The following is a 12,071-nucleotide window of genomic DNA, read 5'->3' as shown; positions in this document are numbered from 1 at the left end:
GTGCGGTCAGATTTCGAAGACTTCGCCCGGGGACACGGCGTGGACCGGGCCGGAGTAGACGGCCTTGGCTTCGGCGATGACGTCTTCGCGGGAGGTCCAGGGCGGAATGTGGGTGAGCAGGAGTTCGCCGACACCCGCGCGGGCGGCGACCAGGCCCGCCTCGTGGCCGGAGAGGTGGATGCCCGGCGGGCGGTTGGCCGGGTCGTGGGTCCAGGAGGCCTCAGCGAGCAGTACGTCCGCACCGCTGGCAAGTTCGAAGACCTCGTCGCAGATGGCGGTGTCGCCGGTGTAGACCAGGGTGCGCCCGGTCGCGGTGGTGATGCGCAGGCCGTAGGACTCCGGCGGATGGAACATGCGGCGGGCCTCGACAGTGTGGCCCGGGCCGAAGGAGATCTGCTCGCCCGCCACCCACTGCCGCATATCGATGACATCGGACCAGTCGTCGGTCTCGCCGCCGATCTCCGCCGAAGCATTGCCGATGCGCAACGAGGTATCGGAGGGGCCGTGCACGATGGCCTTACCGGTGGGCGGGTTGGGGTGATAACGCCGCCAGACGAGCAGACCGGGCAGATCCAGGCAGTGATCGGCATGCAGGTGCGTCAGGAAGACGTCCACCTCGCCCGGATCCAGGTAGCGCTGCAGCGCGCCCAGCACTCCGGGGCCGAAATCGATGACGGTGGGAGTCATATCCGGGCCGGTGAGCAGGTATCCCGACGCCGGGGAATCCGGGCCGGACACGCTGCCCAAGCACCCGATGACGGTGAGGCGCATTCCCCCATGCTGCCACGCTGCTGTCTCACTCAACGGAGGGATCCCCCAATTCGCCGACCGGGTCCAGCGTCACCCCGACGACGCGAAGCGGCCGGCGTTGGCCCCGCGGCGATGACGACGTTCGTCCCCAGAGAGTACCCACCCGGCAATCAGACCACCCACCGCCCCGAAAAGATGCCCCTGCCAAGAGATTCCCTCTTGTCCGGGCAGAACTCCCCACAGGATCGACCCGTACAGCAACCCCACGACCACGCCGATGGCGATCTGCGCCACATTGCGCGCGAACCAGCCGCGCGAGATCAGATAGGTGAGCCAGCCGAACACCAGCACCGACGCACCGACATGCACGGAGTTGGTGGCGCCGGTGAGCCAGGTGCCCAAACCGCCCACCACCCACACGATCGCGGTGGCGGTCAGCCCGCGCCCGATCCCGGTCAGCAGCGTGAGCAGGCCCAGTACCAGCACGGGCACGGTATTGCCCATGAGGTGATCCCAATTGGCGTGCAGCACAGGCGCGAAGACGATCCCGTCCAGGCCGTGCGTCACCCGCGGCTCCACGCCGAGGGTGTAGTCGAGCTCGTGCCCGGTGGCGCTGTCCACGGCCTATACCCCATAGAGCAAGCCGGTAAACCCGAGAATGATCACAATGGCCCGCTGCCACAGCAGCTTCACCGCCCCGCCGCCGCGCGAGGCCGCCCCCGGATTCGCCAATTGCCCGCGCAGCCGCGCGATCCGATCCGGATCGAACGACGCCCCCATACCGCCTCCGCCGCCCATCAGTACCTCCTAGGCCACTCCCCTCCCGAGGGTACCGAACCGAAAACGCGACGACCGGGAACTGGTGGCGGGGGCTTCTCGCGCGATGCCGCCACCAGTTCCCGGTGATCGTTCGTCCAGCTGAGGTCAGGCCCAGAGTTGGCCGTCGAGGCGCTCTTCGGCCTCTTCGAGGGTGCCGTCGTAGGCGCCCGTCGACAGGTACTTCCAGCCGCCGTCGGCGACTACGAAGGCGATATCGGCGCGGGTACCGGCCTTGACGGCCTTCTTGGCCACGCCCAACGCGGCGTGCAGGATGGCGCCGGTGGAGATGCCCGCGAAAATGCCTTCCTCGAGCACCAATTCGCGGGTGCGGCGGACGGCGTCGTAGGGGCCGACGGAGAAGCGCGAGGTCAGCACCGACTCGTCGTAGAGTTCGGGGATGAAGCCCTCGTCGATATTGCGCAGGCCGTAGACGAGTTCGCCGTAGCGGGGTTCGGCGGCGACGATATCGATGGTCGGGACCTTCTCGCGCAGGAAACGGCCGGTGCCCATGAGCGTGCCGGTGGTGCCGAGACCCGCGACGAAATGCGTGATCTCGGGGAGGTCGGCCAGGATCTCCGGGCCGGTGGTCTCGTAGTGCGCGAGCGCATTGGCCGGATTGCCGTACTGGTAGAGCATGACCCAGTCGGGATGTTCGGCCGCGATCTGCTTGGCCCGCGCGACAGCCTGATTGGAGCCGCCCGCGGCCGGTGAGTCGATGATCTCGGCGCCGAACATGGTCAGCAGCTGCCGCCGCTCGACCGAGGTGTTCTCCGGCATGACGCAGATCAGGCGGTAGCCCTTGAGCTTGGCCGCCATGGCCAGGGAGATGCCGGTATTGCCGCTGGTCGGTTCGAGAATCGTGCAGCCCGGGGTGAGCAGCCCGTCCCGTTCGGCCTGCTCGATCATGCGCAGCGCCGGGCGATCCTTGATGGACCCGGTCGGATTGCGGTCCTCGAGCTTGGCCCACAGCCGCACATGGTCCTCGCCGTCCCATTTCGGGGACAGCGTGCGCAGCCCAACCAGCGGAGTATTGCCGAGTGTCGCGATCAGCGACTCGTAGCGCGCCATGATTAGCGCGAGCCTCCGGCGACCGCCGGAAGGATGGTGACGGTGCCTTCGGCGGGCACCTCGGCCTCGAGTCCGCCCGCGAAGCGCACGTCCTCGTCGTCGACATAGATATTGACGTAGCGGTTCAGCTTGCCGTCCTTGAGCAGCCGCTCCTTCAGGCCCGGGTAGTTGGCTTCCAGATCCTCGATGAGGGCGGCGAGGGTCGCGCCTTCGGCCTGGACGCGCTTCTCACCCTTGGTGATCGGGCGCATGATGGTCGGGATGGACACGATGACCGGCATGGGGACTCCTTGCTTGTTCCGGCTGAAGGTGTTCAGGCGTCGGCGGATTCGGTGGCGACGATCTCCACCGGTTCCTCGGTGACCACACCGTCGAGGATCCGGTAGCTGCGCAATTCGTGGGCCTCGGGATCGCGGGTGGAGATCAGCACGTAGTGGGCATTGGGCTCGGACGCGAACGAGATATCGGTGCGGCTCGGATACGCCTCGGTCGCGGTGTGCGAGTGGTAGATGACCACCGGCTCCTCGTCCCGATCGTCCATCTCCCGCCACAGCCGCAACTGCTCACCGGAGTCGAACTCGTAGAACGTCGGCGAGCGCGCCGCATTGATCATGGGAATGAACCGCTCCGGCCGATCGGACCCCTCGGCCCCGGCGATCACGCCGCACGCCTCGTCGGGGTGATCGGCGCGCGCGTGCGCGACCATTGCCTCCACGAGATCGGCCCGGATCACCAGCACAGTTCGATTCCTTCCGCTCACCGCCCGACACACCGACTGTCGGAGCAGTCGAATCCCTGTCGTCAACGGGTCAGAATATGCGCCTATTCCCAGCTCCCCGCGCACACCCCCGCGCGCCCCGCCACCCCGCCCGGCGGCTAGGCCCGGCCGGACTCGCCGAAGAGGTCCGCGTAGGACGGGATTCCCGCGACGGTCGTGGCGGACAGGATGGCGTCCACGATCGCGCGCTCCACGCAGACGGCGGCGGCCGTGCACAGCTGGTCGAGGACGAGCATATCGGCCGGGAAGGCCGGAGGCAGCGGGAAACCGGCTGCGGGCTCGGCCGTTCCAGTGGCCAGGGCGAACAGCGTGTCGCCGTCCAGCGGTGAATGCGCCGGGCGGATGGCGCGCGCCAAACCGTCGTGCGCGGTCGCCGCCAAACGCCGACACGCCGCCGGATCGAGCGCGGCATCGGTGGCGACCACCCCGATCGTGGTGTTGAGGACCGTGCCCTTCACGGGCAGCGCATTGGCCGCGGCGAGCTGTTCACCGCTGGGCGGACGCAGGCCGAAGTGCTCCGGACCGTCGGTGCCCACACCCCACGGCAGTCCGGTGCGCGGATCGAAGACCGAACCGACCGGATTGGCCACAATGAGCGCGCCGACGGTCATACCCGCCGCCGGACCGTCGGTGAAACGGACGCTGGCGGTGCCGATACCACCCTTGATGGATCCGGCTCGCGCACCCGTGCCCGCCCCGACCGAGCCGCGCGCGAATTCCTCGGCCGCATCCTCTGCGGCGAGGAACCCGAAGTCGGCGGTGGGCCGAATATCCCACGCCCCCACCGGAAGATCGAAGATCACCGCCCCGGGCACGATGGGCACGACCCGCGACGGATCCGCCGGATCCATCGGGATCCCTTCCCCGTGCTCCTCCAGCCAGCGCATGACACCGTCCGCCGCAGCCAGCCCATAAGCGCTGCTGCCGGTCAGCAACACAGCATCGACCTGCCGCACCGTATTGCCCGGATCGAGCAGATCGGTCTCCCGCGTACCCGGCCCGCCACCCCGCACATCCACGGATTCGGTGGCCCCGCCCGGAACTCGAACGACAGTGCACCCGGTGGCCGCACCCGCCCCGATGGTGGCCCCCGCATCCACCGAATGGTGGTGCCCCACCAGCACACCCGCCACATCCGTAATCGAGTTACGCGGTTCCACAACACTGTTCACGACGCCTACCTCCTCAGAATGTTCCGAGCCAAGCCTTCACGAGCCACTCCCGACGTTCGAGACCTGAGATTCGGGACGCAGCTCCCGCAGCCGCAGCCGGGGTTCGGGACGCAGCACCCGCCAACGGCGGCCAGAGCTCGAGACGCAGCACCCGCCAACGGCCGCCAGGGCTCGGGACGCAGCACCCGCCAGCGACTGTCGGGGTTCTGGGGCGCGGGTCCCTCCTGCTGCTCATGGGGTTTCAGGGGCTTGCCCCTGAGAGTTACGAGAGTTGTTCCCGCTCAAAGCGCGAGGGCTTGGAGGAGGGAGTCCTGGATCCAGGTGAGCCAGTGGTAGACCTCGAGGCTGGGGGCGCGGGGGTCGTCTTCGTCGAGTTGGTCGGGCGTGTCGGGGTTGATGTCGAGGGCGGTGCCGAGGGCTAGTCGGACGTCGTTGAGGGCCGTGAGCCAGCAGTCGGCTTGTTCGGGGGTGAGGACGATCTTTCCGCCCTGCGGGGGAAGGGTTTCCAGGATTACCAGCCCGGCGGCGACCTTGGATTCGATGATGTCGGGTTCGTGCAGGCTGCGCAGCGCGCTGTTGAGGTCGGCGCGGTCGGCGTCGGGGGAACCGGGTTCGGGGCGGTGGAAATCCGGCAGCAGCCGGGCCAATCGCGGGTCGTCGGGCGGGCTGGTGTTGCCGATCTGTAGCCCGGTCAGGGCCGCCAGATCATCCTCGGGCGCCGAGCGCGCCCGGTCGGTCAACAGCCCGGTGACCGCGCCCACCAGCGACCGCAGCACATCGGCCTCATGGGCGTCCATTTCCGAACGCAGTTTCAACCCGCTCAGGGAGTTCTTCCTGCTCCACTTCCGCACGGGGTAACCGTAGTCGCCCGGATCACTCGTCACGCTGCATGGTCGCCCACAGACCCGCCGAGTGCAGGCGTTGTACGTCGTGTTCCATCTTGTCGCGCGAGCCGGACGACACCACTGCCTTGCCCTCGTTGTGCACTTTCAGCATCAGCTCGGTTGCCTTGCCTTTGCTGTAGCCGAAGAGCTTCTGGAATATGTAGGTCACGTAATGCATGAGGTTGACCGGATCGTCCCAAACGACCGTTACCCAGGGCCGATCCTCGGCTTCCAGAATCTCGGTGTACTCGATCGCCTCAGGCGTCGCCTGTGCCGCCGACAATGTCACGTTCGCACCGACCGGACCGGCGGCGGCCCGGACAGCGTCTTCTTTGCACAGACCCATAACGTCCAGGGTACGACCACACGCCAGAGAAACAACAGTCCCGCGACACGCCGGTGGACGAGCGTGCCGCCTCCGTGACGGGGGCTACGCGGCGAGGGCGCGGTCTCTCGGACGGCTGTGCCTATTGTGGGATTCGTGAAGATCGCTGACGGGGTTACCAGCACAGCCTTGTTGACCGACCAGTATGAGCTGACGATGCTCGCGGCGGCCCTGGCCGACGGGTCCGCGCATCGGCGCTGCACCTTCGAGGTATTCGCCCGGCGATTGCCACACGGCCGACGCTACGGTGTGGTCGCCGGGACCGGCCGATTGCTGTCCGCGCTCACCGAATTCCGTTTCGGGGAACCGGAACTCGCGGTCGCCGCGAAGTTCCTGGACGCCCGCACCCTGGAGTGGCTCCGCGATTACCGCTTCGGCGGGGAGATCGACGGCTACCGCGAGGGCGAGCTCTACTTCCCCGGGTCGCCCATCGTCACCGTGCGCGGCAGCTTCGCCGAATGCGTCGTGCTGGAGACCCTGATCCTGTCGATCTACAACCACGACAGCGCCATCGCCTCGGCCGCCGCCCGCATGGTGAGCGCCTCCGGCGGCCGCCACATGATCGAAATGGGCTCGCGCCGAACACACGAACTCGCCGCACCGGCCAGCGCCCGCGCCGCCTATCTGGCCGGTTTCGACGCCACCTCCAATCTGGAGGCCGCCCGCAGCTTCGGCGTGCCGAGCGCGGGCACCAGCGCGCACGCCTTCACCCTGCTGCACAGCGGGGCCGACGGCCAGCACGAGGCCGAGGCCTTCCGCAGCCAGGTGGCGGCGCTCGGGGTGGGCACCACGCTGCTGGTCGACACCTTCGACATCACCCGCGGCGTGGCCACCGCCATCGAGGTGGCCGGGCCCGAATTGGGCGGCGTGCGTATCGATTCCGGCGATCTGGGCGTGCTGGCCCGCCAGGTCCGCGAGCAGTTGGACGCCCTCGGCGCGACCCGCACCAAGATCGTCGTCTCCGGCGACCTGGACGAATACGCCATCGCCGCCCTGCGCGCGGAGCCCGTGGACGTCTACGGCGTCGGCACCTCGCTGGTCACCGGCTCCGGCGCGCCCACCGCCGGGATGGTCTACAAACTGGTCGAGGTCGACGGCATCCCCGTCGCGAAACGCAGCTCGCACAAGGAATCCCGCGGCGGCACCAAGAAGGCGATCCGGCTGGCGCGCCGCACCGGCACCATTGTCGAGGAAATCGTCTACCCGGCTGCCGCGCGGCGCCCCGAGCCCAATGGCTACGAGATCCGTGATCTGCAGACCCCGCTGGTGCGCGCGGGCGAGGTGGTCGCCGATCAACCGACCTTGCAGGAGAGCCGGGAGCTGGTGGCGCGCGGGCTGGTCAGTATTCCGCGGGAGGGTCTGAAGCTGTCGGACGGCGATCCCGCGATTCCGACGACTTTCCTGACGTAGTCCGCCGGTTCCACAGCAGCACCACGAAGGCGCCGATCACCGCGCCGGGCAAGGCGCAGAACAACACCACCGCGGGCCAGCCGGAGCCGAAGAAGCCGCCCTCGTCGGTGTCCATCGAAATGCTGGCCAGCGAGACGATCAGTGTGAAGCCGCCGAGCACCGGCCACAACTTCCGAAACATGGGATCCCTCCGCCCCGCGCCGCGTGGACCGGTCGGCGACCGGGCGGCACAATGCAATACGCGGGCACCATCGCCACAGTTCATATTCGCCGGGCACCGGGAGGTATCCCCATGAACCGAGCCTTGATCGTCGTCGACGTACAGAACGATTTCTGCGAGGGCGGGTCCCTGGCCGTCGAAGGCGGCGCGGCGGTGGCCGAGCGGATCAGCGACTATCTGGGCGTCTCCGACTACACCGCCGTCGTCGCCACCCGCGACTTCCACATCGATCCGGGCGCCCACTTCTCCGAGCACCCGGACTACGTCGACACCTGGCCCTCGCACTGCCGGGTCGGCACCCCCGGCGCGGAGTTCCACCCCAACCTGAACACCGCCCCCCATCGAAGAGGTCTTCTCCAAAGGCGCCTACACGGCCGCCTATTCGGGCTTCGAGGGCGCGAACGCCGCAGGCACCACCCTCGGCGACTGGCTCCGCGCCCGCGCCATCGAAACGGTCGACGTCTGCGGCATAGCCACCGACCACTGCGTCCGCGCCACCGCCCTCGACGCCCGCTCCGAGGGCTTCGACACCCGAGTCCTCCTCGGCCTCACCGCCGCCGTCTCCCCCACCACCGTGCGCACGGCACTGGACAAACTCCGCGCCGCGGGCGTCGACCTCGCGGGGACCCTGGAGAAGTAGCCCGACGTGCCGGGCGTCACGGATGGCCGGGACCAGGTTTGCGACGGGTTGTCGGCTGGGCGCAGTAGGGTGGCCGGGTGCCTGAACTCCCACCTGTTCCGAAGCTGTTGGCCACCGCAGTACAGGCGCTCGGGGGTAAGGAGCGCAAGGGACAGCAGACGATGGCCGCCGCCGTGGCGCACGCCATCGATACCGGGGAGCATCTCGCGGTACAGGCCGGGACCGGCACCGGTAAGTCGCTCGCCTATCTGGTACCGAGCCTGCGGCATGCGGTGCGGACCGGACGGACGGTTGTGGTGTCGACGGCGACCATCGCCTTGCAGCGGCAGCTCGTCGACCGAGATCTGCCCCGGCTCGCCGAGGCGTTGGCCGAACCGCTGGGGCGGGTGCCGCAGTTCGCGATTCTCAAGGGGCGCAACAACTATCTGTGTTTGAATAGGATCAATAGTGCGATTCCGGACGAGCCCGCGGAGGCGGAGTTGTTCGATGCGTTCGCCATTTCGCGGCTGGGGCGGGAGGTGCAGCGGCTCAACGAGTGGGTTTCGGAGACCGAGACGGGGGATCGGGACGAGGTCACGCCGGGTGTCACCGACCGGGCGTGGCGGCAGGTGAGCGTGAGTTCGCGGGAATGCCTGGGGAAGTCGCGGTGCCCGTTCGGGCAGGACTGTTTCGCGGAGAAGGCGCGGGCGGAGTCGGGGCAGGCCGATGTGGTGGTGACCAATCACGCTTTGCTGGCCATCGATGCCATCAGTGGGATTCAGGTGCTGCCGGAACACGATGTGGTGGTGGTCGACGAGGCGCACGAGCTCGTGGACCGGGTGACCGGCGTGGCCACCGCGGAGCTGTCCACCGCCGCCATCAGCGCGGCCGCCAAGCGGTGCACCAAGCTCATCGACGAGCAGGAGGTCGACCGCCTCGAGGGCGCGGCCGAAGCCTGGCACGCCCTGCTCGACGACCTACAGCCGGGGCGCTGGGACACTATGCCCGACGGGGCCACGCCGGTGCTGGCTCTCATTCGCGACGCCGCCTGGAATGCGCGCACCGCCCTTGCGCCGCAAGGCTCCCCGCAGCCGAGCGATCCCGAGGGCGCGGCCGCGCGCAATCAGGCCCTGGCCGCGGTGGAGGAGGTGCACGATGCCGCGGTGCGCGTGCTCACCACCTTCGAGGAGTCCGATCCGGCCGCCCATCGCGATGTCATTTGGCTGGCCTCCGACGACGTGCGCGGCATTGCGCGGCGCACTCTGCACATGGCCCCGCTGTCGGTGGGCGGACTGCTGCGCAGCCGCCTGTTCGGCACCGCCACAGTGGTTTTGACCTCGGCGACGCTGCAAGTGGGCGGATCCTTCGACAATCTGGCCGTCACCTGGGGCCTGCCGCCGCAGTCGGGGACGAAGGTGGATCCGGCGCTCGCCACCGGCGCGGAGGCGCCGTCGGACGATAAGCCGATGCGGTGGAATTCGGTCGACGTGGGTTCCCCGTTCGACCACGCCAAGTCCGGAATCCTCTATGTGGCAAAGCATCTGCCCGCCCCCGGCCGCGACGGCCTGCCGCCCGCGTATCTGGACGAGATCGAGCGGCTCATCACCGCCGCGGGCGGCCGCACCCTCGGCCTGTTCTCCTCCATGCGAGCGGCCAAGGCGGCCACCGAAATGCTGCGCGAGCGCCTCGGCACCCCCATCCTGTGCCAGGGCGAGGACGCCACCGGCGCACTGGTGCGCAAGTTCGCCGAGGACCCGGAAACCTCACTGTTCGGCACGCTTTCGCTGTGGCAGGGCGTGGATGTGCCGGGCCCGTCGCTGAGTCTGGTGATCCTGGACCGCATTCCGTTCCCGCGCCCGGACGATCCGCTGCTGGTGGCCCGGCAGCGCGCGGTGGAATCGCGGGGCGGCAATGGATTTCTCTCGGTGGCCGCCAATCACGCCGCACTGCTGCTGGCACAGGGCACCGGACGGTTGTTGCGCAGTACCGATGATCGCGGCGTAATCGCCATTCTCGATTCGCGGCTGGCCACCGCCCGCTACGGCGGATATCTGCGCGCCTCATTGCCGCCCTATTGGGAAACATCCGATCCCCAAGTTGTCGCAAAGGCTTTGGAGCGCTTGACACAGAGTCTTTCGCAAAAGAAAACACCCGTGTGAAAGTCCTCACACGGGTGGTTCTCACTTCCGATCGGAAGTAAATTGGCTTTCGATGCTCCGATGACCCCCAATTCCCACATCGGATGTGTCATAGTCCCCGCGCCAAGCCCTGCACGCGGCGCGGGGACCCGAAACTTTCTTACAGCGCCCACTTCAGGATGAGCGTGCCCACGGCGGCCAGCACGGCGATCACCACGGCCGCACCGCCCCACACGACGCCGTTCCGGGCCCACGGGCGGCCCGCGTCGAGGGAGAACCGACCCGGACCGGTGAAGGCCAGCGCGGCGGTCGCGATCGCGAACAGCAGCGCCATCTCGTAGCCCGGCCCGTCGGCCGAACCCTGCAGACCGCTCGCCCAGGTGGCATTGACGGCATTGAGCATGGTGCCCAGCGAAACAGCCGCGGCCAGCGGCGTGAACAGGCCCAGCAGCAGGAGCAGCCCGCCGCCCAGCTCGGTCAGGCCCGCGAGGGTGCCGAACAGCTTGCCGGGGTTGTAGCCCATCTGCTCGAAGCCCGCCTGGGTGGCGCTCAGGCCGTAGCCGCCGAACCAGCCGAACAGCTTCTGCGCGCCGTGCACGGCCAGCAGGCCGCCGAACCCGACGCGCAGGACCAGCAGGCCGATATCGGATGCGGTGGCGTCGACGGTGTTTCGCGTGGTGGCGGTGGCCTTTTCGGAAGTGGGTGCGGTCATTGCTCTACTCATTCCTCATCGGTCAGTTCTGTGGTGCTGTCGGACCGGTTCGACGCCGAGGACTGCCTGCGCCGCATTGCCGAACACCGGGTGACGGCGCTGATCGTGGTGCCCGTCATGGTGAATCGCATTCTGGATCTGCCCGAGCGCGTGCGCGAGCGCTACGACCTGTCCAGCCTGAAGATCGTGGCCAGTTGCGGCGCGCCGCTGGCCGGGGCGACCGTGCTGCGCTTCCTGGCGGCCTTCGGCGACATTCTCTACAACGTGTACGGCTCCACCGAGGTGTCCTGGGCCAGCATTGCCGATCCGGCGGATCTGCGGGTCTCCCCCACCACCGCGGGGCGACCGCCGCTGGGCACGAAAATCGGTGTGCTGGGCCCGGATCGGCGGCCGCTGCCGGTGGGCGCGGTGGGCCGCATCTTCGTCGGCAATCACATGCTCTTCGACGGCTATACCGACGCGACCCCGCCCGATGAGGCCGACGGCATGCTCGATACCGGCGATATCAGCTATCTCGACGCGACCGGCAAGCTGTTCGTGGCGGGCCGCGACGACGAGATGATCATCTCCGGTGGCGAGAACGTCTTCCCGCGCGCGGTGGAGGAGGCGCTGTCGCATCTCCCGCAGGTGTGCGAGGTGGCCGTGGTGGGCGTGCCCGATCACGAATTCGGCCAGCGCCTGGCGGCTTTCGTGGTCAAGCGCCCCGGTTCGGGCCTGGATTCGGACATGGTGCGCAACTACATCCGGCACCGCGTCAGCCGGTTCTCGGTGCCGCGCGATGTGACCTTCCTGGAGGCCCTGCCCCGCAATGCCACCGGAAAGATCCTCAAACGCATGCTGGCACAGCCCAGTTGAGCCCTACCCGCCGAACTGCCGGGGAAACGGGCAGCTCTCCAGCGGCAGATCGGGCCGCCCGGACAGCTGCCACCAGGTGTGCTGATCGCCGCACCCCCAGACGGTCGCGCTGCCCCGGCCGGTCGCGCCCAGTTCGGTGAGAACCAGTCCGCGACTGACCATTTCCGCTCCGCATTCCGGGCATACCGGGCCCGCATTCTGGATTGGCACGGCAGGCATAGTACGAGCCCGGCGACCGGGGGCTAAACCTCTGTTCGGAGT

Annotated in this window: 11 protein-coding genes and 3 pseudogenes; 4 read left to right on the top strand and 10 right to left on the bottom strand. The window is 68.4% G+C overall.

Going from position 1 to position 12,071, the window contains the following annotated elements; translation table 11 throughout:
* Positions 1–6 precede the first annotated feature (6 nt).
* From NC4_RS37650 to clpS, 8 genes and pseudogenes are all read right to left on the bottom strand, one after another.
* The gene (locus NC4_RS37650) at positions 7–771 is read right to left on the bottom strand and encodes a cyclic nucleotide-degrading phosphodiesterase (protein ID WP_067549052.1); all 765 of its coding nucleotides are present in this window, start codon (positions 769–771) and stop codon (positions 7–9) included.
* Between the two features lie 69 nt (positions 772–840).
* Positions 841–1,530 (bottom strand): annotated as a pseudogene (locus NC4_RS37645) (rhomboid family intramembrane serine protease).
* Between the two features lie 144 nt (positions 1,531–1,674).
* Positions 1,675–2,637: a PLP-dependent cysteine synthase family protein gene (locus tag NC4_RS37640; protein WP_067549049.1), complete on the bottom strand. Its 963-nt coding sequence runs from the start codon at positions 2,635–2,637 to the stop codon at positions 1,675–1,677.
* Positions 2,638–2,639: 2 nt separating this feature from the next.
* Positions 2,640–2,918, bottom strand: coding sequence for a MoaD/ThiS family protein (locus NC4_RS37635; protein WP_067549046.1), 279 nt, complete (start codon positions 2,916–2,918; stop codon positions 2,640–2,642).
* Positions 2,919–2,950: 32 nt separating this feature from the next.
* Positions 2,951–3,376, bottom strand: coding sequence for a M67 family metallopeptidase (locus NC4_RS37630; protein WP_084530170.1), 426 nt, complete (start codon positions 3,374–3,376; stop codon positions 2,951–2,953).
* A 137-nt stretch (positions 3,377–3,513) separates the two neighbouring features.
* Positions 3,514–4,587, bottom strand: a complete 1,074-nt coding sequence (locus NC4_RS37625; RefSeq protein ID WP_067549043.1) for a P1 family peptidase — start codon at positions 4,585–4,587, stop codon at positions 3,514–3,516.
* A 281-nt stretch (positions 4,588–4,868) separates the two neighbouring features.
* Positions 4,869–5,438, bottom strand: a complete 570-nt coding sequence (gene aosR, locus NC4_RS37620) for an oxidative stress transcriptional regulator AosR (protein ID WP_067549111.1) — start codon at positions 5,436–5,438, stop codon at positions 4,869–4,871.
* A 22-nt stretch (positions 5,439–5,460) separates the two neighbouring features.
* Positions 5,461–5,817, bottom strand: coding sequence for an ATP-dependent Clp protease adapter ClpS (gene clpS / locus NC4_RS37615; RefSeq protein ID WP_157555464.1), 357 nt, complete (start codon positions 5,815–5,817; stop codon positions 5,461–5,463).
* A 135-nt stretch (positions 5,818–5,952) separates the two neighbouring features.
* Here clpS and NC4_RS37610 point away from each other — a divergent pair, with 135 nt between their 5' ends.
* From NC4_RS37610 to NC4_RS37595, 3 genes and pseudogenes are all read left to right on the top strand, one after another.
* Positions 5,953–7,266 carry a nicotinate phosphoribosyltransferase gene (locus NC4_RS37610; protein ID WP_067549104.1) on the top strand — a complete coding sequence of 438 codons (1,314 nt, stop codon included), beginning with the start codon at positions 5,953–5,955 and terminating at the stop codon, positions 7,264–7,266.
* Between the two features lie 292 nt (positions 7,267–7,558).
* Positions 7,559–8,126: pseudogene (locus NC4_RS39785) on the top strand (nicotinamidase).
* A 77-nt stretch (positions 8,127–8,203) separates the two neighbouring features.
* The gene (locus NC4_RS37595) at positions 8,204–10,264 is read left to right on the top strand and encodes an ATP-dependent DNA helicase (protein WP_067549033.1); all 2,061 of its coding nucleotides are present in this window, start codon (positions 8,204–8,206) and stop codon (positions 10,262–10,264) included.
* A 139-nt stretch (positions 10,265–10,403) separates the two neighbouring features.
* On the opposite strand, the gene NC4_RS37590 is transcribed toward NC4_RS37595, so the two are convergent.
* Positions 10,404–10,955: a DoxX family protein gene (locus NC4_RS37590; protein ID WP_067549101.1), complete on the bottom strand. Its 552-nt coding sequence runs from the start codon at positions 10,953–10,955 to the stop codon at positions 10,404–10,406.
* A 24-nt stretch (positions 10,956–10,979) separates the two neighbouring features.
* On the opposite strand from NC4_RS37590, the pseudogene NC4_RS37585 reads away from it, so the two are divergent.
* Positions 10,980–11,810: pseudogene (locus NC4_RS37585) on the top strand (AMP-binding protein); the annotation flags it as partial.
* Positions 11,811–11,813: 3 nt separating this feature from the next.
* On the opposite strand, the gene NC4_RS37580 reads toward NC4_RS37585, so the two are convergent.
* Positions 11,814–12,020, bottom strand: a complete 207-nt coding sequence (locus NC4_RS37580) for a dehydrogenase (protein ID WP_157555462.1) — start codon at positions 12,018–12,020, stop codon at positions 11,814–11,816.
* Positions 12,021–12,071 lie beyond the last annotated feature (51 nt).

The sequence above is a fragment of the Nocardia crassostreae genome, assembly GCF_001613405.1.
Lineage (GTDB): Bacteria > Actinomycetota > Actinomycetes > Mycobacteriales > Mycobacteriaceae > Nocardia > Nocardia crassostreae.
The sequence above is the reverse complement of the archived record's forward strand: the minus strand, read 5'-3'. Positions and strand labels throughout refer to the sequence as shown.